The organism is Colwellia sp. PAMC 21821, assembly GCF_002077175.1.
GTDB lineage: Bacteria > Pseudomonadota > Gammaproteobacteria > Enterobacterales > Alteromonadaceae > Cognaticolwellia.
The window spans coordinates 908,344-934,375 of the sequence record NZ_CP014943.1 but is presented as its reverse complement, the minus strand read 5'-3'; the positions used below and the strand labels follow the sequence as shown (position 1 = coordinate 934,375).

The window sequence follows — 26,032 nt, the reverse complement described above, 5'->3', positions numbered from 1 at the left end:
ATGAATATCAGTCCTAATCAAATTATAGCTACATTGCCCGCTATAGATGCTAGAGCGTTATTACGAAAGATTAAAAATGAAATTATTAATCTGTCTCTGATAGTTAGAACGTTGGATATATCTTACAAAAAAGCTCTTAGTATTATTGAAGCTCTGAGCGATGAGGGCTTTATTGAATTAAGCCCTAATAGTCCTCCCAAATATAAACAATGGTTAGTCACCAAGGAGGGGTCTAGGCTAGCTTTAGCAAGCGCGCGAGGAAGGTATAAAAAATCTACAGTAGATAAAAGTTTTCGAGAGTTTTTACAGAGAGTTAATCTTATTAATAATGATAAAACTTTATTGTACAGAGTTAAAAAAGTAGTTTTGTTTGGCAGTTATTTAGATATTCAAGATACCTATGGTGATATAGATTTAATTTGTTTTTTAGAGAATACAATAACAAAAAGTGAAGAATTTAGCTGTCTTAAGGAGGCAATTATGGATAAGCAAGCTGATGAAGGGCGGCATTTCACTTCATGGCTCGAAAGGTGTGCATCACTTGAATATGATGTCAGAAAAAAACTAAAAAATCGTTCCCCTATTTTAAGTTTACACTCTGAATGTGAGGGAGTTATAAATCATACTGACTCTAAGGTTATTTATGAAATCAATCGAAGCCATAAAAATGATCGCAGCTATAAATCTATTGTAAAAGCACTCAAGCTAGAGCAATACATTCTAAATTAGCTATAGATTCACAATTGTTTAATACTTACGCGCATACTAATATTTATGGGCTCTGCAGTGCTATTTCTGTAGGGCTCATTTTCAATGCTAGCTAAATTAATGAGTTATATATAAACCAGAAACACTAATAGTTTGAGGTATTGGTATATACAGTAATTATTATATTGCTAGCAATAGCAGCTTTTACTGTATTTATTTCAGATGTTCCAAATTCCAATACTTATCTTAATATCAAGCTTATTGACATGCGAATACTCTGTAAAACGAGGAAGCACTACATATTGGCTGTAAATCAACTGAAGTGATTTAATTAAAGCTTCAGTTATTGATTAGTTATATGAAAGTATTGACAATTATTTAGAATCGCTTCAATGTGTATGCAAACAAGGATTTAAAAAGCGCTTGCGTGTCATGGATGATTTTAGCCCCTCAGATCTCAAAAGTATTCTCCACTCAAAACGTGCCAATATTTATTACTTAGAATATTGTCGGGTCATGCAAAAAGATGGTCGCGTTTTGTATCTCACAGAAGCGAATAAAGAAAACCAATACTTCAATATCCCTATCGCCAATACCACTGTTTTATTATTGGGTAATGGTACTTCAATTACTCAAGCTGCTATGCGTATGTTAAGTCAAGCTGGCGTGTTAGTAGGTTTTAGTGGTGGTGGAGGTACTCCACTCTATATGGCAAACAATGTTGAACATGCTATCGAATGGATGACACCGCAAAGCGAGTATAGACCAACAGAATATCTGCAAGGTTGGGTGAGCTTTTGGTTCGATGATAAAAAACGCCTAGCTGCTGCAAAAATGATCCAAGCTGCACGTATTGAATACTTAATGCGTATATGGCAAAGAGATAAAGACCTAAAGCAAAACGGCTTTAATATATCAGGTATAGAAAGTGCGCTTAAAACCTTTGAGCAACGCACTGAAAAAGCGACTAAACAAAGTGAATTATTGTTAACCGAAGCACAACTCACTAAAACGCTTTATAAATTTGCCGCTAATGCGACAAAAACAGCTAACTTTACACGCCAGCACCAGTCCACAGACCTTGCTAATGACTTTTTAAATCACGGTAATTATTTAGCTTATGGATTAGCCGCTTGCACCTTATGGGTGTTAGGTATTCCTCACGGTTTTGCAGTCATGCATGGAAAAACCAGGCGAGGGGCATTAGTATTTGACGTTGCAGACTTAATAAAAGACACCTTAGTGTTACCGTGGGCATTTATTTGCGCGAAAGAAAACGCCACAGAGCAAGAGTTCAGACAACAAATATTACAAGCATTTACAGACCACAAATCTCTCGATTTCATTTTTAACAAAGTTAAAGAAATAGCTCTCGCTGAATTTATTAACGAAGATGAGAACGCCCCACGTGATGATTAGTTTATTTTTAGTGAGTCAACTATATTCACCACATAAACTCACCAAAGCGTTGTTCGCATTATGATGGTCACTTTTGTTAGCCAGTGTGAAAAAAATGCGCTGAAAAAAACACGCCGCGTGCTTGACGCCTTTGCCAATCGTATTGGTGATAATACCTGGCAAACCATCATCACCGAAGATGGCTTAGTCACCGTAAAAAGTATGCTCCGTCAAACCGCCAGCAAAAGCACCGCGGTAAGTTGCCATTGGATACGTTCGCGTTCAAGAAGTCAGTTTATTTGGGTGGTAGGGAATAAAAACAAGTTTAATGCAGCAGGTGTAGTCGCGGTGAATAGTACTAAGAAAAATTTGTTAAATAGTGAAATAGAAAGTGACTGGAAATACTTACCGTTAATTAAATCACTTACAGCGCTTTCAGCGTTACTTCATGACTGGGGAAAAGCATCTCGTTTATTTCAAGAGAAGTTAAGCCCTAATAGTAAAAATAAATTCAAAGGTGATCCGCTAAGGCATGAATGGATTTCTGTTTTATTACTTAATGCCTTAGTGAATAGTAAAAGTGATGAAACATGGTTAACCGAATTAGCGCAAAACGGTTTTACTGAAACACAGTTAAAAGCAACTATTAAAACACAAAACTCAACACCATTAGATAAGTTGCCTAACGCGGCAAAACTATTAGCTTGGTTAATTGTTTCGCATCATCGCCTACCCTATTCGAAAGAAGATTGGCGCTGTGACAAAGCACCTGATATAGCCACTACGCTTAAACGTATAACCCAAAAATGGGGCTATGAAAACAAGATAGATGAAGCAGAATACAACAAACGCGTAAAGCATTGTTTTGAATTTCCCAATGGTTTGTTATCAGAGTCAATACAGTGGACTCAAAAAATAAAACGTTGGTCAACTAGCCTACTCAATAATTTGCCTTTGCTTGAATCAGCGATGAAAGACGGAAGTTATCGTTTGGTATTACACCATGCGCGTTTGTGTTTAATGTTAGGTGATCACTTTTATTCATCACAAAATGCCGCGAAAAACTGGAAAAATAGTACAGGACTATTCGCTAATACTGATCGAAATACTAGCGAGCTAAAGCAAAAGCTTGATGAGCACTTGGTAGGCGTGGCAAAAAACGCCTTAGACACCGCACATTTATTACCCGCATTTGAAAAAGAGCCACCAGTGGCAACTGATATTCAAGAGTTAAGGCGGGTAAGTTCAGACCCTAAATATAAATGGCAAGATAAAGCCGTAACCAAAATTAATGAATGGAAAACACAGCAAGACAAAAAAGTAACAGGTTTTTTCGCGGTTAACATGGCAAGTACCGGTTGTGGTAAAACATTTGCCAACGCTAAGGTTATGCGTGCGTTATCGGCTGACGGCAAAAGCCTGCGTTATATTCTTGCTCTGGGGTTACGTACATTAACTTTGCAAACAGGTGATGAATATCGTGACCGAATAGGTTTAACCAATGCAGACCTTGCGGTATTAATTGGCTCAAGGGCGGTTGCTGAACTGCACAACCAACGAGAAATTAAACAAGATGAAATAACTGATGAGGTTTTAGGCTCAGAATCACAAGAGACCTTATTAGAGGAGTTTATTGATTATGACTGCGAAATACCCGAAGAAGGGCTAAGTACCGTATTAACGTGTACTAAAGATAAACAGTTTTTATATGCGCCAGTGCTGGCGTGCACCATTGACCACTTAATGGCGGCAACAGAAACCAAGCGAGGTGGTCGCTATATTTTGCCGAGTTTACGGTTAATGTCTTCTGATCTTGTTATTGATGAAATAGATGATTTTACTGGCGATGATTTAATCGCCATTGGCAGACTTATTCACTTAGCAGGCATGTTAGGTAGAAAAGTCATGATCTCATCGGCAACTATTCCGCCAGATTTAGCGCTAGGTTACTTCAATGCCTACAAAAAAGGCTGGCAAATTTTCACCAAAAGTCGAGACGAAGCAAAAGCTGAAATAGGCTGCGCATGGATAGACGAATTTACCACACACGTGCATAGCGTCAATGTGATACAAAGCAACGCAACACATGGTAATAGTGCTCTTGAACAATATCAGGTTAATCACAATAACTTTATCGACAAACGTGTTAACAGTCTAAATAAGCAAGTAGCTAAACGTAAAGCTGACATTCTGCCTTGCCCACTAATACCGATAGAAGCAACAACAACAGAAAATGGATGTGAAGAAAGTAAACAATCTCATTATTTTTCAGCAGTAAAACAAGCTACTTTAGCCAAACATCAACAACACCATAGCATTGATAGCAAAACAGCAATAAAGGTTTCATTCGGCGTTGTTCGTGTAGCTAATATTTCGCCCTGTGTAGAATTAACCAAATACTTACTACAAGCCGACTACCCACAAGATACCCAAGTAAAAGTAATGGCATATCACAGCCAACAAGTTTTGTTACTGCGTCATGAACAAGAAAAACACCTTGATGAGGTGTTAAAACGAAAAGAAAAAGCAGGAGAGACTCAGCAAGCATTTTCCAACCCCGTGATCCGCAATCATCTTGACTTATGTGCAAAAAAATCATGCGCTAAAAATAATAGCCATATTAACAATGTACTGTTCATTTTAGTGGCAACGCCTGTTGAAGAAGTCGGGCGAGATCATGATTTTGACTGGGCAATTATTGAACCATCATCTTATCGCTCAATTGTACAACTTGCCGGGCGCGTTCGACGACATAGATCGGAAGAAGTAGCATCAGCCAACATTAGTGTAATGCAATATAACCTCAAGACATTTAAAGCTAATGATAAGCAAGATGGTAAGTATTTCATTAAACCAGGCTATGAAGATGGTTGGGCTCAAACACTACACAGCCATGATCTTAATAAATTAGTGAATGAAGTACGTATTAACAAAAGTTTAAATGCCATTCCTAGGATAAAAGTACCTATCCAAGCAGATAAGCAGTTATTAGCGTTTATGGAACATCAAGTAACTGCGCAACAACTTACAAACTTTTCTGCATTTGGCGCAAACACTTTACAAGGGTATTTAACCGAAACCTGGTACTTAACAGCTTTACCACAAGTATTAACCCCTTTTAGAAAAAGTGAAGCGAGTATTAATTTATTTTTGTTTTATAACGAGAATGAAGATAACTGTTATTTTACCGAAAAAGATGATGCGGGTAAGCCTTTGTTAGATATGTATTATCAGGCCATAAATCGAGGAAATATTCACAATATTAAGCAAATAGAATTAACAGAAAAACAGCAAAAAAACTTATGGTTTGAGCGCAATTACCAACAGTTATTAGCGAATTACCTCAGTGAACCATGGTTAACAACACGAAAGCGAGTCTCATTGCGTTACGGGGAAATAAATATGGTAGAGCGTGAAAATGCACAGTACGAATATAACGACCAGTTTGGGTTAGTTAAAATAAAAAAAACCTGATTATTACTAATCAGGCTTTTAGGCTGCCTATGTGGCAGTGAACAAATAAATCAATCAATATGATTTCTAAGCTGCCTTTATGGCAGTAGTCAAAGTATAAAAAAATACAGAGCTAAAATCACGTTATTAAATAAAATTAATCTTTAATTAATTTAATCATTATGAGGTTGATAACTTTTTGTTTTTATTTTATTGTATTTTCAAGTTTAAAAGATAAGGAGGTTAACAATGTTAGATCCTGCAATACAGAATTACTTTTCTGAACGAAAAGAAGCATGGTTAAAAAAGAATGCTAAAGCAGCTATGCAAGAGCATGAGTTACAAGAACTAGAGCAATTATGCGAGCAACAATTTTCATTAAATGAATGGTTGCCTAATGCAGCGAAAAGGGCAGGGCAAATATCTATGTCTACTCATCCTTGCACCTTTAGCCATCCTAGTGCCAGAAAAAACAAAAATGGTTATGTCTCTTCTGTTTTAGCTGAAATAGACAGCGTTGATGATGGTTACTTAAAAACAGGTAACGTTGCAGTAGCTACCGATGCATTAGGTAATGCTGCTGCGCTAGATGTCTATAAATTCTTAACCTTAACCATGCAAAACGGTGATAATTTATTAACACACATTCAACAAGAAACGGACTTAGCACAAACATTATTAGCAATTAAATCTGCTAATTATCAAGAGCTGAGAAGTGGTTTTTTAGCAATGGTTGAAAGCGCAACGGAAAACATTACTAGCTCTAAAATAAAACAAGTATATTTTCCCGTTGACGATGATTATCACCAACTATCACTGCTAACTAATTCGGGCATGGTTTATCAATTGCGTTCTCGCTTAGATAAATTACGTTTTTCAGAAGAAGTTAAAGAACTTCGTGATAAAAAGCGTAAAAACGAATTTAGCGAGCAAGGTTATAGTGAAATATATGGCTTAACTACCATAGGTTATGGTGGCACAAAGCCACAAAATATAAGTGTTTTAAATAATCAAAATGGTGGTAAAGCGCACCTTTTATCGTCATCACCACCGAGTATTGAAAAGCGAAATGTTCACTTTCCTAAAAGTGATTTTTTTACCGAGTCATTTAAAAAATATGAATATGCCAATAATTTTAAAGCACTGCATAAATTATTTCAGACTGACTATAACAATATCAAACTTCGTGATGCGAGAGATCGTAACCTTCAACAAATCATAGATTTACTCATTGAGAAAATGTGGGCGGTTCGTGCAGTTTCACAAACGCAATACCACGCTGAAACGTCTTCACTATCAAGTATTCAACGTACTTGGTTACATGATGACTTTGCTGATGAAAGAGAAAAATCAGCACAATGGCTAAATTCACTCATCACTGAAATATCTGCATGGTTAACGCGTAGTTATGAAAAGGTATTAGATAAAAAAGCAATCAAATTAGGGGAAGCCGAACGTTTACACTTTGCCGAAGTGATTGAACGTAATAAGGAGTTTTTAAAATGAACGAGTTAAAACGATTATTGCTATTACCCCATATAAAAGTACATAACGCTAATGCGCTTTCTAGCCCGTTTTCTATTGGCTTTCCTGCCATGACCGCATGGCTTGGCGCGGTACATGCGTTACAACGAAAGTTGAATGCGCAAGGTTATAATGATATTAAATTTAATAGCGTTGCTGTAGTTAACCATCAATGTGACTTACAAACCCATAAAGGTGTTGATGACTTTGTACATTCAATCATTGGTACGGGTAACCCGTTAGATAAAACAGGGGCAAGAAGTGCATTCATTGAAGAAGCACGTTGTCATTTAACTGTGTCATTAGTGATTGAATATATCGGTATTGAAAAAGATGATGAAGCCGTCGTACAAGAAAAAATTACGCATTTTCTGAACAGCAACATGAAAATGGCTGGCGGTGATATTTTAACTTTTAAAGCGCCGCAGTTTTTCAAGGTTGAAAATGGCAATACCACAGACCTTAGTAAGTTAACACGAAAACTCATGCCCGGTTATGCCTTAATTGAGCGACGAGACTTAATGATTGACGCAATGAAAGCAGGGCAAGACGCAATGGATGCGCTGTTAGATAATCTCGTTATTCATCATAAATGTGATGAACCGTTACTTGAAAGTGATGAAACTTTTAAATGGACGAGCAAGCGAAAAAATAAAGGTTGGATTGTACCCATAGCAACAGGTTTTCACGGTTTAACAGAATTAGGTGAAGCCAAAAATCAACGAGACTCAAATACCCCGCACCGTTTTGCTGAAAGTGTTGTAACGCTAGGGGAGTTTAAAATGCCTCATAAAATTAAATCAATCGACGAAATATTGTGGCGTTATCAAACAGATCAAACCAATAACTTATATCTTTGTACTCAAAATCAAAAAATTGTTCAAACCGAAGAAGAAATTGAAAACGCTTATTACGCATAACTTAATTTATTAAAAGGAAATTATCATGGCTAAGAATCAAGACACCGCATCAGTATTGGCATTTGAAAAAAAATTAGTACCATCCGACGGTTATATGTATGGCACACAATGGGAAGAACGGAATAAAAACAGTAACCAAATTTCGTTAAAACTCATTGAAAAGTCAGTGCGCGGTACTATTTCAAACCGCTTAAAAGCAGCAATTAAAAGCGATCCTGTAAAATTGAACGCCGAAGTAGAAAAAGCTAACTTACAAACAGTTGATAGCTGTGCACTTGCACCAGAGCAAGATACCTTAAAGCTGCACTTTACCTTAAAAGTGTTAGGCGGCGTACAAACTCCTTCAGCCTGTAACAACGCATTATTTAAAGAAAGCTACAGTAAAGCGGTATCAGCTTACGTTGAAAAAGAAGCTTTTAAAGAATTAGGTAAACGCTATGCTCTTAACTTAGCGAATGCACGTTTTTTATGGCGTAATCGAGTTGGTGCTGAAAATATAGAAGTACAAGTAAACGCATTAAATAAAAATAGCAAACAATCATGGGTGTTTGACGCAACGCAATTTAGTACGCGTCATTTTAATCATGATGACAAACAAGTTGCTGAATTGGGCGAACGTATCGCAGCAGCGTTATCAAGTGCGGATGATTTTTTAATGTTGGAAATTAATTGCTTTGTGCAGGTAGGCAAGGCGCAAGAAGTCTACCCAAGTGAAGAGTTAGTGCTTGATAAAGGTAAAGGTAAAAAAAGTAAAATCCTTTATTCAGTGCACGACATTGCCGCCATGCACTCGCAAAAACTAGGTAATGCATTACGCAGTATCGATACTTGGTATCCAGAATTTGATGATGCAGAAAAAACAGCAGGCCCTATCGCAATAGAGCCTTATGGTGCAGTCACCAATTTAGGGAAAGCGTACAGAACCCCTAAAGATAAACAAGATTTCTACACCTTTTTTGATAAATGGGCACGCGGCACAGAGTTAGAACGAGTGGAAGATGAGCATTATGTTATGGCTATTTTAGTGCGTGGCGGTGTGTTTGGGGAAAGCGACAAGTAGTCTTTATTTCTTATAGGAAGAAAGAAAATGAAATATTATCTCGATATAACCTTACTGCCTGAAGCCGACATCACCCTTGGTTTCATTTGGCAAAAGGTATACCAACAAGTGCATATTGCCTTAGTTGATAACAAAGTAGCAGATAATGAGTCGGCTATTGCCGTTAGTTTTCCTCGTTATAGTGCTGAAAAAAGTGGTGGACACGCATTTCCGTTAGGCAATCAATTAAGGTTACTAGCAAATGCAGAGTCGCAACTAACTGAATTAAACATAGCTAAATGGCTTAATCGCTTTGAAGATTACGTGCATATAAAATCAATAAAACCCGTACCAGAAAAGGTGGCACACGCGAGTTTTGTTAGGGTGCAAGTCAAAGGTGAAGCGCGTATAGAAAAAGATATGCTTAGCAAAGCGCAGCGTTGGTCTGAAAAATCTGGACAACCGCTTGATATTTGTTTAGCCGAGCTTGAAAAAAGCAAACCTAAAGCGAATAACAACTCACCTTTTATTTGGTTAGAAAGCCAAGAAACGAAACAACGTGATTTAGCTAGCAGTAGAAAATTCCCACTGTTTATCAAAAAGGTAGACGTTGCCGAGCAACAATTTGGAAAGTTTAATTGTTATGGTTTGAGTGTAAATCATAACCATAAAGAAAAACTGGTAAGTATTCCCCAGTTTTAACCTTTATTTTTGCTCTTTAAAAATAAGAAACTAAAACAACAAGTTACAACAAGCGATAAAAATAAGGTAAAAATTCATATTTTACCTTAATCCACTGTTGTAACTTGTTTTTTGCGTGATATTCTATTGTTCACTGCCGCACAGGCAGCTTAGAAATATACCTGATTTAAGTACATCAAAAGGAATATGTTCACTGCCGCACAGGCAGCTTAGAAATCAAGGGTGGGTTTGTACGGCGAGCGGTGACTGTTCACTGCCGCACAGGCAGCTTAGAAAAAACAACACTTTTATCATCGTTCTGTTGCTTGGTTCACTGCCGCACAGGCAGCTTAGAAAGCATTAAAAAGGCTTTTATTTCAGGGTAAAATGTTCACTGCCGCACAGGCAGCTTAGAAAACTAAAAAAATTAAGCACAATTAACAATGTAGGTTCACTGCCGCACAGGCAGCTTAGAAATGAACAATAAACATCAGGGCAAATTGCCACCAGTTCACTGCCGCACAGGCAGCTTAGAAAGCGAACAATAAAGTCAAACAAGTTTTTTAATGGTTCACTGCCGCACAGGCAGCTTAGAAAATTAACTGTATTCATAGGACCGAACTGAAAAAGTTCACTGCCGCACAGGCAGCTTAGAAATTAAAATAATTAAACTCGGTCTTTCTAATATCGTTCACTGCCGCACAGGCAGCTTAGAAAAATTAAAGCAACTCAAGTACCTTGATGTATTTAGTTCACTGCCGCACAGGCAGCTTAGAAATAAAAACTTATTCTTCATGTTTTTTTTAACTAGTTCACTGCCGCACAGGCAGCTTAGAAACACCGGTAATCAGTGCAACGATTACCGGTAATGTTCACTGCCGCACAGGCAGCTTAGAAAAAACAGCATCACCACTTAGTTCCATATGAAACGTTCACTGCCGCACAGGCAGCTTAGAAATAGCACATATACTTTTTCACTCATGAGCACAGGTTCACTGCCGCACAGGCAGCTTAGAAAGCCAGAAAGTACATTATTAAACGCAGCATCGCGTTCACTGCCGCACAGGCAGCTTAGAAAACTGGCCGAACCAAACAATTTGTTATTAAGATGTTCACTGCCGCACAGGCAGCTTAGAAAGCAATAATTGCAGGGGATAGTTATATAGAAAAGTTCACTGCCGCACAGGCAGCTTAGAAAGTGAGGTGGCTCAACGCCCAACTCAAGAGATAGTTCACTGCCGCACAGGCAGCTTAGAAATGATTACAAGCATCAACAACAACTTCAAGTAAGTTCACTGCCGCACAGGCAGCTTAGAAAATGCGCAACTCACTTGGCCGACAAGCATAGTGGTTCACTGCCGCACAGGCAGCTTAGAAAACTTAATTAAATCGCCAACGTTATTAAAACAAGTTCACTGCCGCACAGGCAGCTTAGAAAATAATAGGATCAAGCAACTTACGAAGACATAGGTTCACTGCCGCACAGGCAGCTTAGAAAGATTAGATAAACCTTTCTACTTTCTTTCTTGAGTTCACTGCCGCACAGGCAGCTTAGAAAAGTAGCAAAAAAACGAGTGTGATGCTTAACATGTTCACTGCCGCACAGGCAGCTTAGAAACCCCAAACACCGATCGCAAGCCCTCGCGATCTGTTCACTGCCGCACAGGCAGCTTAGAAAGATTAGATATATAAATATCATCATTAACCACCGTTCACTGCCGCACAGGCAGCTTAGAAAATTAAAACAGACCGACCAAACATTGTTGCAGCGTTCACTGCCGCACAGGCAGCTTAGAAAATAAATACCCTGCTAGACAAAAAGCGAAAAACGTTCACTGCCGCACAGGCAGCTTAGAAAACTTTAAGAGTGCTAAGAAAGCGCATATCATCGTTCACTGCCGCACAGGCAGCTTAGAAATATATCAGCCGGGTCATCTACATACTGAGATGGTTCACTGCCGCACAGGCAGCTTAGAAATTTAACGATTAATTCTGCTTGCCGATGTGAGGGTTCACTGCCGCACAGGCAGCTTAGAAAAGCAAGGAATCGCCGTGGTTTTCCACTTGGTCGTTCACTGCCGCACAGGCAGCTTAGAAAAGTTAAGCAAAGGTTATAAAGGGCAGTTTTTAGTTCACTGCCGCACAGGCAGCTTAGAAAAATCAGTGTTGTTTCTGTCAAAACCTATAAGGGTTCACTGCCGCACAGGCAGCTTAGAAAGGCTCCGGTAGTTAAAGACATGCTAGAAGAAAGTTCACTGCCGCACAGGCAGCTTAGAAATAGGGTACGGAGTGGAAACATTACCAACATCAGTTCACTGCCGCACAGGCAGCTTAGAAATTTTGAACTTGTCATTCCGTCAGGTAATATACGTTCACTGCCGCACAGGCAGCTTAGAAAATCTGGTCTGCCTGTTAAGTCTGTTAGGTTTAGTTCACTGCCGCACAGGCAGCTTAGAAAGCTATGAGTAACGCATCACAAGGCGTTGATGCGTTCACTGCCGCACAGGCAGCTTAGAAAAGCAAGCATCGAAGCGTAGGACTTTAAAAATAGTTCACTGCCGCACAGGCAGCTTAGAAACGTTGAAACGACGAGAGAACACTACTGGGATAGTTCACTGCCGCACAGGCAGCTTAGAAATGTTAGTGTTTGTTTGTTAGTGTTACCAGTAAGTTCACTGCCGCACAGGCAGCTTAGAAATCAACACTATAAGTTTTACAGCCCCACGATAAGTTCACTGCCGCACAGGCAGCTTAGAAAGTTCCAACGTTCGCCGTTCAATTCAAACATTTGTTCACTGCCGCACAGGCAGCTTAGAAAGTAGTTGAGCGCGGACGATATCATTAGGTTTAGTTCACTGCCGCACAGGCAGCTTAGAAAGATTACACTAAGGCCGCTAATATCTTAGCGACGTTCACTGCCGCACAGGCAGCTTAGAAAGCAAGGATGGATATGTAAAAACAGTGGAGATTGTTCACTGCCGCACAGGCAGCTTAGAAAGCAACATTACTAATATTAATCGCTAATCTTCTGTTCACTGCCGCACAGGCAGCTTAGAAAATCTGTTAGATCCCCGTCTAAAACTCGAATAGGTTCACTGCCGCACAGGCAGCTTAGAAAGCACAAGAAGAGGCCCAAGCTTTAGCGTTGTTGTTCACTGCCGCACAGGCAGCTTAGAAAACAGAAAACATTTAATACCTAAAAACTTAAATGTTCACTGCCGCACAGGCAGCTTAGAAAATCTCTACCTTATCTAAATGTTCATCTATTTCGTTCACTGCCGCACAGGCAGCTTAGAAAATAAAGCGCATCTGCAATATGACTATCGCCAAGTTCACTGCCGCACAGGCAGCTTAGAAATAATATATATCACTACATATCACTACATATCAGTTCACTGCCGCACAGGCAGCTTAGAAATAGCGTGAAAGTTAGGCTTTTGCAAATCAAGTGTTCACTGCCGCACAGGCAGCTTAGAAAGTCATAGTAAAAATTATCTATAACATTTTTACGTTCACTGCCGCACAGGCAGCTTAGAAATCAAAGGTTAAGAAATGTAGTTTTTCATTCATGTTCACTGCCGCACAGGCAGCTTAGAAAAGTATGAAGAAGGGACAAACACCAAATACAGAGTTCACTGCCGCACAGGCAGCTTAGAAAGTCAAAAAACCTTGACACTTCACGACCTATTGGTTCACTGCCGCACAGGCAGCTTAGAAATGATAGCTATCGACCAGTTATTTAATGTAATAGTTCACTGCCGCACAGGCAGCTTAGAAATATCCAATGCAGACCCTAAGCTTATAACGAGAGTTCACTGCCGCACAGGCAGCTTAGAAAGAACAGCCAACCAATGACCAAGGCGAAAAAAAGTTCACTGCCGCACAGGCAGCTTAGAAAACCACACAAAACCGAAAGCGTTAATTTACTTCGTTCACTGCCGCACAGGCAGCTTAGAAAATTTATTGAGTCAATAAATCGGCTGTGTTTGGGTTCACTGCCGCACAGGCAGCTTAGAAAATCCATCGCGCCCGTAGCAATTGCCGCAAAAGGTTCACTGCCGCACAGGCAGCTTAGAAAAACGCGTGCAATGTAAAACGCGGGTGTAGTAGGTTCACTGCCGCACAGGCAGCTTAGAAAGTTATAGGTCAAACGACTACAGCAGCAGCTACGTTCACTGCCGCACAGGCAGCTTAGAAAAATCAGACCGATAAATTATCTGATAGCGAAATGTTCACTGCCGCACAGGCAGCTTAGAAAAGTAAGCCAACTGGTTAACAGTTGGCTTATTAGTTCACTGCCGCACAGGCAGCTTAGAAATGTGATGCGTTATCGATGCTCACGATATGCAAGTTCACTGCCGCACAGGCAGCTTAGAAATAACTTCGCACACTCTACCATCTAACCTTCGTGTTCACTGCCGCACAGGCAGCTTAGAAATAGCTGCGTTTGATGCGCCTTTGCCTTTACCTGTTCACTGCCGCACAGGCAGCTTAGAAACTTTAAATCGTTCCCACCAAACCGAACCGGTAGTTCACTGCCGCACAGGCAGCTTAGAAAACTAATCCATTTAACACTGCCGCCTGCGTCTAGTTCACTGCCGCACAGGCAGCTTAGAAAGTTCACCATTCCAATCTGCCGACTCTTTAACAGTTCACTGCCGCACAGGCAGCTTAGAAATAGAAAAATGCATACGGCTTTTAAACACCACGGTTCACTGCCGCACAGGCAGCTTAGAAATGTCCAAACTGGGATTGTGATAAATCAGCCTTGTTCACTGCCGCACAGGCAGCTTAGAAAGCTGACACTGGCAGTACGAAACGACGCGTTTTGTTCACTGCCGCACAGGCAGCTTAGAAATTACTACTATCATTTATTTTCTGGTGTGTTGAGTTCACTGCCGCACAGGCAGCTTAGAAATAGCGCATTAACCCAACCAAAGTGTGATTGTTGTTCACTGCCGCACAGGCAGCTTAGAAATCACCAATAGTTGAGCTAAAAGTTGCCGCTGTGTTCACTGCCGCACAGGCAGCTTAGAAACAATGGTCAAAGCAAAAGTTAAAGAAGCTAAAGTTCACTGCCACACAGGCAGCTTAGAAAATAGACATATCGTTAGATAAGTTAGCTAGATTGTTCACTGCCACACAGGCAGCTTATAAATTTTTTATATTATAATAATTTAAATTAACCAACTAAACTCATATTCCCGTCAGCAGCTTTTTGTATATGCAGAGACCACCAATCCATAACTTTTCTACGGTGTTCTAAATAATCCGCGTGGTTATATGCTCTACGCGCTTGATTTTTATCAACATGTGCAAGCGAGGCTTCAATTAACTCTTTATCGAAAATTTGTTGGTCATTAAGTGTTGTACTAGCTAAGGCTCGTAGGCCATGAGAAACTAGTTGCCCATTGAATCCCATTCGCTTTAAGGCCATATTTACACTTTGGCTATTAGCGTGACCTCTAGGGGTTCTATGACTAGGAAACAAGTATTCTCTATGACCAGATATAGGTTTTATAATTTCAAGTAAGGATAGCATTTGAGGTGATAATGGTACGATATGAGCTTTATTCATCTTCATTTGTTCTGCAGGAATGATCCAAGTTTTATTTTCTAAACTGATATCTTCCCATTTAGCAGTTGCAGCTTCATTTGGTCGGGTCATTGTATGCAATTGCCATTCAACCAAACATCTTGTTATTTTCATTATACTAGCTTGGTTAAGTGCGCGCATTAATTCAGGTAATCTATCAGGTGTGATTGTCGCCATGTTAGTTTTTTTAGGCGCAGCGAATAGTTTAGTAATATCCGCTAAATAATTGATCTCAATCAGCCCTGAAGCTACAGCCAAACGCATGACTTCATTAATATTACGACATAGCCTTTTAACTGTCTCTAAACTACCTTTGCTTGCAATAGGGTTGAGTATATCAATAACTAATTTAGGTTTAACTAGGTGAATAGGTACGTTATTTAATTCAGGTAAAATATGAAGGTTCATTGTTTGCCATGATTTTTCGGCGGTTTCTATTTTTACTTGTTGTTTTTTTAATATGTGCCACTTCTCTGCAACTTTACCGAAAGTGTTTTCTAATGCAGTTTTTTTTTCTTGAAACTGCTGAACTTTATATGTTTTAGGATCTATATCTTTGGATAAGAGTGTTCGTGCCTCATCGCGGCGCTGCCTTGCATCGGCAAGTGTAACTTCTGGAAATTGTCCGAAGCCAATATTGGCTCTTTTTTTAGAGAAAGGCCGGTAATAGTTAAATAGCCATATTTTTGAGCCATGCGGTTTTACTCTAAGCATTAAGCCACTTCCATCAGAAAGGTTATATTCCTTTTCTTTTGGTTTAGCCTGCTTTACTTCAGTATTTGTGAGTGGTTTAGTTGTTCTAGCCATAATATTATCTCTTTTAGTAACACTGTGACTGCCTTTTTCGCTCAGTGTTACTAAGAGTGTTACATTAAACACTGGATGTTACAATCTCTTAAAGAACCTTGTTGGACTCTTTAAAGAATTAATGGTGCTTGTTTTTAAAGGGCTGTGGCGTGCCCGAAAGATCATCACGTACGTTTTTACTGGATTTCAGGCATAAAAAAAGACGCTTAAATGCGTCTTTAATGTTGAAATGGTGGCCCCTCCCTGACTTGAACAGGGGACCTGCCGATTATGAGTCGGATGCTCTAACCAACTGAGCTAAGGGGCCATCTTTCTAAATTGCTTTGATAAACGCGAAAGGTTCATCAAGCGGCGGGAAGTATAAGCATTTTTTATTTTGTTGTCACCACTATAACGTCAAAAAAACTGATAAATTAGTCTGATAGTTCATTAGTTGAACAATTAAGTGCTTAGCTTGCTCGAACAACTCAGATTATTGGTCATTTCAGGTGTTTTCTGGTTAATAAAACGAGCAAAAATAGGATTAAGTAACTGACTGAACCACTACTTGATGATTTTTTATCCGGTGTGGGTGTTATCACTGGTGCGGCAACTACAGTTAGCGTTAGGATTTCACTGGTAGAGAATCCTTTAGAGTCTGTGGCGGTGAATAATAGCTGGATATTACCGGCGGCAGAAGGAGCGACAAAGCTTGCTGCTAAAGTGTCGGCGTTAGTCAAGTTGATGCTGGTTCCCGCTGTTTGTTGCCATAAGTAGGTCATAGGGTCATTTTCATTGTCTGTGACAGTTGCGGATACACTTACGGTTGCGCCAGTATTTACTTCGCTATTTTCAGATAAGGTTACTGTTGGTGCGGTATTACTATCATCATCTGAAATAGTAACGGTGTATTGAGTTATGGCGCCTAAATTGCTTTCTGCAACGGGTGATAAGGTAATAGTAAAGTTTTCGTTAACTTCACTTTCAGTGTCATCAATAATGATGATTTGAATGCTTTTCTCTGCCGAGTCGCCGTCTGACCAATTTACGGTGCCTGAAGCTGATTCCATATCTTCGCCAATAGTTGCTGTGCCTGAGCTTAATAAGTACGTAACAGATACTGCTCCTGTTGAGCTCCCTTGTCGCGCAATTACTACATCGAGAGTCCCTTGGTTTTCAGCAACCGTTGTTTCCGATCCCGTAAATGTTAATGTTCCGTTGTCGACAAGGCCATCTATATTGACGGTTAGGTAGCTATTGCTGCCTAATGTTGCGCTATTGCTTGGTTGGCTTAAACGGACAAAAAATTCTTCTTTGAATTCTTCACCTGTTAGGTCGCTCATGATATCAATATTAATGGTTTTATCGGCTATGTCATTTGCTTGCCAAGTTACTATGCCTTTTACTGGCGTATAGTCGCTGTTTTCTTTCGCACTTCCTGGCAACACTTGGTAATGAACGCTGATAGCCTGATCAGGGTTACTTGCGCTACTGCGTTGCACACTAATCGTTAAGGTTTCGCCTTGGTTAGCGGTTATCGCTTTATGGCTAAAAGCTACTTTACCTTGGTTAGATTCATGCGTACGGTCTTTTAATATATATAAACCGCTGCCAATATCGCTGACTAATATATTTCCAGAGGGTAAAAATGGGTAAGTGCCCCAAGCTCCGTTAAAGCCAGCGTTATTCGAAGGTGTATAAGTATCAAAAAAACCAACGTCGACTGGATTTGCAGGGTCTGTAATATCTAATACTGTTAAACCGCGCTCATAGTTTGACATGTAATAGCGGTTGCCTCGAACAAAGCCATTATGATCAATGGCACGAGTTGGGCCGGTCCATTGTCCAACTTGCACAGGATTAGTTAAATCAGCAATTGAGAAAATACGTACAGTTGAATTTAAGCCACCATCTTTCTCGTCAAATTCATCATGTAAAAATATGTGCTGTTCATCTTCTGTGCCCCAACCAGAGTGAACATATTGATTACTTTTCGCTACATCGTTGTATTCACCTGTACCGAGTAACGTAGTTGCTGAAGTGTCGGTGATATTCCATAGCTTTACTTCTTTTTCATTAAAGTCGATGAAGACAGTGCAGCTGTCACCTTGGGTATCACACTGGCTTTCTTTTCGGTTATCAGTAATGTTGATTGAAGCGCCGTCATGGGTGTAACCTGAGCCAAAATAGTTATTCGATAATGCGGTTAACGTTGCAGGTGTTGCTAGTGAATAACTATGAAATGCACCGCCAAATCTATTACTTCCAATAAGTTGCAAGCTGGGTGTTAAACCAGGTAAAGCGATGTTGAGTGTATGGTCAACATTGGTGATGTAAACATTATGTGCTTTAGTGACTACCGTATTTTTCTCGACTAAACTTACTGAATTTGGCAGTTGGTTGAGATTAATAATCGTTACGTGATCAGAAGCGCCGTCTATAGTGGCATAAGCATAGGCTTGCCAAGCATTTATTATATTATCGAAGTATTGATAAACTTTAATATCGCGCCATGTAGAGTTCAGCCCAGAAATTGTTCCTACTTCTTGAGGATCTTCAGGGTCAGTAACATTGACGATGGCAACGCCATTACGCAAACCAATCAACGCATATTCGTTACCATTATTTAAATCAACGTGACCCCATATGTCATTTGCGCTGCTTGGGCGGCTAGAAAACTCATTTAAGGGCATGTGGGCAAGTAAATCGATATTGCTACAAGCAAAGCTTCCGGCTAAACCATCTACACAATCTACGCCTGTTTGCTTTTCACTTAAGGTATAGTAACTTTCCAGTTTGCGTTTCAGTGCTTTGCTTTCGGCGCTGTTATTAGCAAATAGCGATTTACCGTCAGCCATTATAACAAAACCTTGTTGACGTAAAGGCTCTGCCATATCTAGGGGAATGTTTACTAATTCTGTAGGGTTAGTATCAGGGCTTTGGCTTTGAAAATGGTCAAAGCGATTGTAACCGCCATAAATGGGCACTAGAGCGCTTTTTAAATAGAATAGCTCATCACTGGTATTAACCGTGTATTGACCAGCAGAAACTAATATTTTGTCGCCTTTATTTGCTTGTTGAACAGCGTAAGCAATAGTTTTACAAGGTCTTAATACCTGATCGCATTTACCTGAGTCTTTGCCTGTTTGAGCAACAAAACGTGCTTTGTCATGTTCTGAGTGAGCTAGGGTTAGGTGGCTATTAAACATCGCCGAGATAAATAGAAATACCCAGATTGTACGTAACATCAGCAAGTCCTTATATTAAAAAGGTTACATATGACTTTAACGCATTTGAGTTTTATTTAAAATCATTGCTTAATAGTAACGGTGGTTTTAATCTTTACGCATAAATTTATAACCGAAATAATGACTAAGTGGAACTTATGTTAAGTAATAAGCAGTATATATTTTTAGCAATATTTATTATTTTACTCAGTTTAATGGGGTACTTTTTAAGTTTTACAGCAAAAAGTCATTCGCAAATAAACGTGCAGTTATTATGGCAGCACGGCGAGTTGAACTGCCAAACGCCATTTAATACCGGCGAGGTGAATAAAAATTGGCTTATTGAGCAGTTTCAATTTTTTATTAGTCATATTGAATATGGCTCAGCTGAAACGGGTTGGCAAAAAATTAATTTAGCACAAACACCTTTTCAAGCGCATGATACCGTTTTGCTTGGCACGAACTGCCAATCAGCTAAGCCGCAAACAGGCTCACTGAAAAACAGTAATTGGACTATCGAGCTTGAACCTCTGCCTGGTGCTGGTATCAATAAAAATAGCGCTATTCGCTTTACCCTTGGCGTGCCTTTTGAGGTAAATCATTTAAATCCTATTAGTCAAAAAAGCCCGTTAAATTTACCGTCAATGTTTTGGGTTTGGCAAACCGGCCATAAATTTATGCGACTTGAGCTTGCCGCTAATAATGAGCAATGGCTATTTCACTTGGGCTCTACTGGTTGTAAATCAGCAAGTGCAATGCGAGCACCTAAACAAGCTTGTCGTTATCCTAATCGATTTAATTTCGAACTTCCTCTTTCTATTAACAGTGATGGTCGACTGGCGTTAAACTTTGATTTAGCTACGCTATTAAATAATGTTGATTTAACTCCGTCGTCGAGTTGTCAATCGGAGCAGAATAAATTGAGCTGTCAGCAATTATTTAATAATTTATCTCTAGTGAAACAAATTAATAATACGCCAAGTGTATCAAGTGTATCAAGTGTATTTAGGGCTGTTAACATTAAGCCTGAAAGTCCAGGAGAGGACGTTGAATAAATTTATAGCTATAGCCATGTGCCTAACTTTAATGGCTTTAATGTTTGGCTGTGATAACGCTAAAAAAATAGAAAACAGCTATAAATGGCCTATTTTAGAAGGGTTTCCTAAACCACAAGTACCGTTAGATAATCCGATGAGTGACGAGAAAGTAGCATTAGGAAAACAACTATTTTTTGATAAAAAACTATCGGCTAATCAGCAACAATCTTGTGAAAGTTGCCATATGCAGCAATTTGCATTTGCTGAGCCATTATCAGTTTCTGTTGGGTCAACAGGCACAGTGCATCGACGAAATGCTCCAGCCCTAGTTAACATCGCCTATAATAAAACGCTTACCTGGGCACATGACGGCATTACTTCATTAGAGCGTCAAATATTGTTGCCTATGTTTGATGAATCGCCAATTGAACTTGGGATAACTGGCCATGAAGTCGAAGTGCTGGCGCGATTTAAAACCATAGAATATCAACAGGCTTTCAACGCCGCTTTTCCTGAACAACCCATTAGCTTCGAGTTGATAGTGAAGGCTTTAGCGAGTTATGTGCGCAGTTTAATCTCATTAGCATCGCCTTTCGATAAATATGCTTATTTAGGTGTCGATGACGCTATTCCTGCTGCCGCTATTCGCGGTATGAACTTGTTTTTTTCTGAACGTTTAGAATGTCATCACTGCCATGGCGGTTTTAACTTTACGCAATCAACCGGTCATGAACAGCAGTTGATTGATCGCAGACCATTTCACAATACGGGCTTGTATTATGTTGAATCAAGTAAAGCGATATTTGGCTACCCTAGTAAAGATATCGGACTCGCTGAAATATCGACTTTAGCCAAAGACAATGGCCGATTCCGCGCTCCAACGTTACGCAACATACGCCATTCTGCCCCATATATGCATGATGGCAGTGTAGCTACACTTGCTGAGGTCATTGATATTTATGCGGCAGGCGGGCGTAATATTGAAAGTGGACAGCATCAGGGAGATGGCAGGGCGAACCCAATGAAAAGCCAGTTTGTTAAGGGCTTTGAGTTAACGCCTGATGAGAAAAAAGACTTGTTAGCGTTTCTAGATACCCTAACTGATGACACTTTTTTAACCTCACCTAAACACGGTTTTAATGAAAAAGAATAGTGCTGTTCAAGTTACTAGAAATTAAACTCAAGCTGACAAGCACAAGCCAAACAACTTAAGCCAATAAACTCAAGTCAATAAAATCAAGCCAAAAAAAATCCAGCTATTAGCTGGATTTTATGTTCACAGGGAAGTAATTAATTTGAGAAATTAATTACTCACCGTCTAAGAAACTTTTCAGTTGCTCAGAGCGTGAAGGGTGACGCAATTTACGTAATGCTTTTGCTTCAATTTGACGAATACGTTCACGTGTTACATCAAATTGTTTACCGACTTCTTCAAGGGTATGATCAGTGTTCATGTCAATACCAAAACGCATTCTTAACACTTTTGCTTCACGCGCTGTTAAGCCCGCTAATACTTCGTGTGTTGCATCTTTTAAGTTTTCAGAGGTCGCTGAATCAACAGGCAATTCACCGCTACCATCTTCAATGAAGTCACCTAAGTGAGAATCTTCATCATCACCAATCGGCGTTTCCATTGAAATAGGTTCTTTAGCGATTTTCAACACTTTACGAATTTTATCTTCTGGCATAATCATGCGTTCAGCTAATTCTTCAGGTGTTGGCTCGCGACCCATTTCTTGTAACATTTGACGTGAAATACGATTAAGTTTGTTAATCGTTTCAATCATATGCACCGGAATACGGATAGTACGCGCCTGATCGGCAATTGAACGTGTAATCGCTTGACGTATCCACCATGTCGCATAAGTTGAGAACTTATAACCACGACGGTATTCAAACTTATCAACTGCTTTCATCAAACCAATGTTACCTTCTTGAATTAAATCCAAGAACTGTAAGCCACGGTTGGTGTATTTTTTTGCAATTGAAATAACTAAACGTAAGTTAGCTTCAACCATTTCTTTTTTCGCACGACGAGCTTTCGCTTCACCGATTGACATACGACGGTTAATGTCTTTTATGCCATGCACGTTAAGATAGGTTTCTTCTTCTAACATGTTCAGTTTGTATATGCAACGCTCAACATCTAGTTCGATGTCAGACATTCTCTTTGAATGAGGTAAGCCCGCCGCTTTTTGTTCTTCAAACCAACCTTTCGAGGTTTCGTTACCTGGAAATATTTTAATGAAGGTAGTTTTTGGCATACCCGCACCAACCACACAGTGCTTCATGATTAAGCGTTCTTGAACACGTAAACGGTCCATCACACTGCGCATGTTTTTCACTAAGCGATCAAATACTTTTGGTACGATTCTAAATTCTTTAAATACTTCAGCTAAAGCGTCAATTGCTGCTTGTGCATCAGCATGACCACGACCTTTAGTTTTGATAACTTTGTTAGCAAATTCGTATGCTTCACGCAAAGCCGTGAATTTTTCACGCGCTTCTTCAGGACAAGGACCAGTATCTTCTTCTTCCTCGTCATCATCAGACTTATCTTCTTCAGCCAACTCTTCTTTAGAAAGCTCAGAACCGATATGAGTCGCGGCTGCAGGAATTTCTTCATCTTCAGCATCAGGGTCTAAAAAGCCAACGATAATATCGCTTAAGCGAACTTCTTCAGCTTCAAAATTATCCCATTGCTCAAGCAAATAATTAATTGCTGGCGGATATTCAGAAACAGAACGCTGTACTTCTTTGATACCTTCTTCGATACGCTTGGCGATAACTATTTCGCCTTTACGCGTCAATAGCTCTACCGTACCCATTTCACGCATGTACATGCGAACGGGATCTGTAGTACGACCGATTTCACTTTCAACGGTAGCAAGTGCTTGCGCAGCAGCTTCAGCAGCATCTTCATCAGTATTTGCTTCACTCATCATTAACGTGTCGTTATCAGGAGCGTTTTCAAACACCTGAATACCCATGTCGTTAATCATTCGAATGATATCTTCAACTTGATCTGAATCGATAATATCCTGAGGGAGATGATCGTTAACTTGTGCAAAAGTTAAATAACCTTGCTCTTTACCTTTGATTATTAACTCTTTAAGTCTAGATTGCGGGGCTTGATCCATTGACGAGTGTCCACCTATTTATGGCTATCAAAATTACAACAGTAAGCCGGAAATTATAGCTAAATATTTACTAAATTACCAGCGATAAACTGCGCTTCTATTTGTTGTTCTAATCTAATTTGAACGATATTGTTTCTATGCGCTAAGTAAACCGTGCAATTCTTGCTTCTCGGTTAACGTTAATCCGCCGTTACGTTCTTTTTCTAATAATTGCTCTGTGCGTTGTTCAATAAAAACATTTAAAAAGTTTTCAATTAAATCTAAAAACATGCTTTCGGCGTTTTCTGCTTCAACATGATGTTCTAAACACATCAATTTTGTTAACTGTTTTCCGGCTTCCTGGCCTCTAAAGTGCTCAATTAATTGGGCACTATTTACCTTTGGATTTTTCTTACACAATGCTAACAGTGTATTTAGCAAAGGAATACCTGGCATATTCAATTCATTTAAAATTGCCGGGTCGGGTAATATTTCTACTATATGGGGATGCTCAAGTAATAATGCAATAGCGAGTCTTACTGGGGTGATTTTAGGACGCTTAGCTTTCGCTTTATTTTCAGTGACGTTAGCGAAGTTTTTATGTAATTTTTTTAATTGCATTTCATTACTTGCGCCAAACTGATTGGCTAATTTGGTCACAATGGCGTCTTTAAGATTACTTTCCGGTAACTTGGCTAAATAAGGTTGAAAAGCACCAACAGCGGCTCCTTTTCCCTCAGGAGAACTCATATCAATTCTACTTAATAAGTGCTCAAACAAAAATTGTGACAATGGCGTGGCATTATCTAATATTTGCTCAAAAGCAGCTTGGCCTTGCTCGCGGATCATGGAGTCGGGATCTTGTCCGTCAGGTAAGAAAACAAATTTTAAGCTATAACCATCTTGAATCAAAGGTAGGGCATTATCCATTGCGCGCCATGCGGCGTCGCGACCAGCCCGATCGCCATCGTAACAACAAATTACTTCTTTTACGGTACGAAATAACGTTTGTAGTTGTTCGGGCGTTGTTGCTGTGCCAAGTGAGGCAACCGCGTAATCAACACCGTGTTGAGCAAGTGCAACTACATCCATATAGCCTTCAACTACCACTAAGCGGGTTAATTGTTTAATGGCTTGTTTGGCTTCGAATAAACCATAGAGTTCTTGGCCTTTATGATAAATACGGGTTTCTGGTGAGTTTAGATATTTAGGGGTGCCGTCACTTAATACGCGGCCACCAAAGCCGATAACTCTGCCACGTTTATCACGAATTGGAAATTGAATGCGACCTCTGAAGCGGTCATAGGGTTTATTTTTATCACCTTGAATAGCCATACCTAAATCAACGAGCTGTTGATTTATTTGACCACTGCGACCAAAGACTTTCATCATGCCATCCCAGGCATCACTGATGTAACCTATGCCAAAGCGCTTAACTATTTCGCCGCTTAAGCCCCGACCTTTTAGGTAGTCTATGGCAACATCTTTATCAGACGCAACTTTTAATTGTTGTTGAAAGAAACGGCTTATTTGCGCCATTAATTCATAGTCGTCTTGTTTTTGTATGTAGGCTTTTTGATCTTGTTTTTGTTGTGCTGGTGAGCGCGTGTTTTGTTCGCGTGGCACGTCCATATTGTAATGGGAAGCTAACTCTTCAACGGCATCTGGAAACTCTAGACGGTCAAACTCCATCAAAAATGAAATGGCATTACCGTGTTCACCACAGCCGAAGCAGTGATAAAATTGTTTATCTTGGCTAACACTAAAAGAGGGCGATTTTTCGGTATGAAATGGACAGCAAGCTTGGTAATTTTTACCTGCTTTCTTTAATGGTACGCGAGAATCTATCAATTCTACAATATCGGCTCTTGCCAACAAGTCATCAATAAACTGTCTAGGGATCATACCAGCCATAAATATCAATACATCCAGATAAAACACTATTCTACACAAATAAGGTTAGGAGAATAGTAAGTTATTGCACTCTAATTAAAATAAAACCGCGAGGCCTAAGCTATCGCGGTTTATATTCAGAATGAACATTGAAGTTCAAAAGGAAGTTTAACTAACTTTTTAAAATCGCTCTGATTTGGCCACTTACAGCGCCCATGTCAGCTTTGCCTTGCATTTGCGGTTTTAACACCGCCATTACTTTACCCATATCAGCCATTGAAGCTGCACCGGTATCGGCAATTGCTTTTGTGATCAGTTGGTTAATTTCATCTGCTGATAACGGCTGCGGTAGAAAATCTTCTAAGGCGACTATTTCTGCGGCTTCTTTAGCTGCTAATTCATCGCGACCACCTTCAGTAAACATTTTGATAGATTCTTTGCGTTGTTTAACCATTTTGGTCAACAAAACAATGATATTTTCATCAGTTGCTTCTGTATTGTGGTCTATTTCTGCCTGCTTTATCGCAGATTTTGCCATACGAATTACGCCAAGACGAAGTTTGTCTCTGGCACGCATGGCAATTTTCATTTCATCATTAAGTTGGCTAAGTAGACTCATATGTAATTTACGCTTAAGTTAACTCAGTTGGC

The 26,032-nt window shown here is 39.6% G+C and carries 14 protein-coding genes, 1 tRNA gene and 1 CRISPR repeat array; of the genes, 9 read left to right on the top strand and 6 right to left on the bottom strand.

The window, feature by feature from the left end; genetic code table 11:
- The 7 genes from A3Q33_RS03900 (at position 1) to cas6f (ending at position 9,744) form a co-directional block, all read left to right on the top strand.
- Positions 1 to 729 carry a hypothetical protein gene (locus A3Q33_RS03900; RefSeq protein WP_081178800.1) on the top strand — a complete coding sequence of 243 codons (729 nt, stop codon included), beginning with the start codon at positions 1 to 3 and terminating at the stop codon, positions 727 to 729.
- Positions 730 to 1,140: 411 nt separating this feature from the next.
- Positions 1,141 to 2,127, top strand: coding sequence for a type I-F CRISPR-associated endonuclease Cas1f (gene cas1f / locus A3Q33_RS03895; protein WP_081178799.1), 987 nt, complete (start codon positions 1,141 to 1,143; stop codon positions 2,125 to 2,127).
- Positions 2,128 to 2,187: 60 nt separating this feature from the next.
- Entirely contained in the window at positions 2,188 to 5,580 is a 3,393-nt protein-coding gene (gene cas3f / locus A3Q33_RS03890; protein WP_081178798.1) for a type I-F CRISPR-associated helicase Cas3f, read from the top strand.
- Between the two features lie 228 nt (positions 5,581 to 5,808).
- Positions 5,809 to 7,065 carry a type I-F CRISPR-associated protein Csy1 gene (csy1, locus tag A3Q33_RS03885; RefSeq protein ID WP_081178797.1) on the top strand — a complete coding sequence of 419 codons (1,257 nt, stop codon included), beginning with the start codon at positions 5,809 to 5,811 and terminating at the stop codon, positions 7,063 to 7,065.
- Complete coding sequence (csy2, locus tag A3Q33_RS03880) at positions 7,062 to 8,003, top strand: type I-F CRISPR-associated protein Csy2 (protein ID WP_081178796.1); 942 nt, start codon at positions 7,062 to 7,064, stop codon at positions 8,001 to 8,003. Before csy1 ends, csy2 begins: the two co-directional genes overlap by 4 nt.
- 25 nt (positions 8,004 to 8,028) lie before the next feature.
- Positions 8,029 to 9,063 (top strand): type I-F CRISPR-associated protein Csy3, encoded by a 1,035-nt coding sequence (gene csy3, locus A3Q33_RS03875; protein ID WP_081178795.1) that lies wholly within the window; start codon positions 8,029 to 8,031, stop codon positions 9,061 to 9,063.
- Positions 9,064 to 9,090: 27 nt separating this feature from the next.
- Positions 9,091 to 9,744: a type I-F CRISPR-associated endoribonuclease Cas6/Csy4 gene (gene cas6f, locus A3Q33_RS03870; RefSeq protein WP_081178794.1), complete on the top strand. Its 654-nt coding sequence runs from the start codon at positions 9,091 to 9,093 to the stop codon at positions 9,742 to 9,744.
- 128 nt (positions 9,745 to 9,872) lie between these two features.
- Positions 9,873 to 14,881: a CRISPR direct-repeat array (repeat unit 28 nt; unit sequence GTTCACTGCCGCACAGGCAGCTTAGAAA).
- Positions 14,882 to 14,905: 24 nt separating this feature from the next.
- Here cas6f and A3Q33_RS03865 read toward each other — a convergent pair.
- From A3Q33_RS03865 to A3Q33_RS03855, 3 genes are all read right to left on the bottom strand, one after another.
- Complete coding sequence (locus A3Q33_RS03865; protein WP_081178793.1) at positions 14,906 to 16,126, bottom strand: integrase domain-containing protein; 1,221 nt, start codon at positions 16,124 to 16,126, stop codon at positions 14,906 to 14,908.
- 230 nt (positions 16,127 to 16,356) lie between these two features.
- Positions 16,357 to 16,433 (bottom strand) — tRNA-Ile (locus A3Q33_RS03860).
- Positions 16,434 to 16,605: 172 nt separating this feature from the next.
- Positions 16,606 to 19,353, bottom strand: coding sequence for a choice-of-anchor B family protein (locus tag A3Q33_RS03855; protein ID WP_081178792.1), 2,748 nt, complete (start codon positions 19,351 to 19,353; stop codon positions 16,606 to 16,608).
- Between the two features lie 137 nt (positions 19,354 to 19,490).
- Between A3Q33_RS03855 and A3Q33_RS03850 the strand changes: the two genes are divergently transcribed.
- Positions 19,491 to 20,387 carry an MbnP family copper-binding protein gene (locus tag A3Q33_RS03850; RefSeq protein ID WP_081178791.1) on the top strand — a complete coding sequence of 299 codons (897 nt, stop codon included), beginning with the start codon at positions 19,491 to 19,493 and terminating at the stop codon, positions 20,385 to 20,387.
- Positions 20,380 to 21,522: an MbnH family di-heme enzyme gene (locus tag A3Q33_RS03845; RefSeq protein WP_353615517.1), complete on the top strand. Its 1,143-nt coding sequence runs from the start codon at positions 20,380 to 20,382 to the stop codon at positions 21,520 to 21,522. The genes A3Q33_RS03850 and A3Q33_RS03845 overlap by 8 nt, the downstream gene beginning before the upstream one ends.
- A 154-nt stretch (positions 21,523 to 21,676) precedes the next feature.
- On the opposite strand, the gene rpoD is transcribed toward A3Q33_RS03845, so the two are convergent.
- The 3 genes from rpoD to A3Q33_RS03830 all read right to left on the bottom strand — a co-directional run bounded on the left by rpoD (position 21,677) and on the right by A3Q33_RS03830 (position 26,000).
- A complete protein-coding gene (gene rpoD / locus A3Q33_RS03840; protein ID WP_081178790.1) occupies positions 21,677 to 23,509 on the bottom strand; it encodes an RNA polymerase sigma factor RpoD in 1,833 nt (610 codons plus the stop codon).
- A 135-nt stretch (positions 23,510 to 23,644) separates the two neighbouring features.
- Entirely contained in the window at positions 23,645 to 25,402 is a 1,758-nt protein-coding gene (dnaG, locus tag A3Q33_RS03835) for a DNA primase (protein WP_081178789.1), read from the bottom strand.
- Between the two features lie 151 nt (positions 25,403 to 25,553).
- Positions 25,554 to 26,000 carry a GatB/YqeY domain-containing protein gene (locus A3Q33_RS03830; protein ID WP_081178788.1) on the bottom strand — a complete coding sequence of 149 codons (447 nt, stop codon included), beginning with the start codon at positions 25,998 to 26,000 and terminating at the stop codon, positions 25,554 to 25,556.
- Positions 26,001 to 26,032 lie beyond the last annotated feature (32 nt).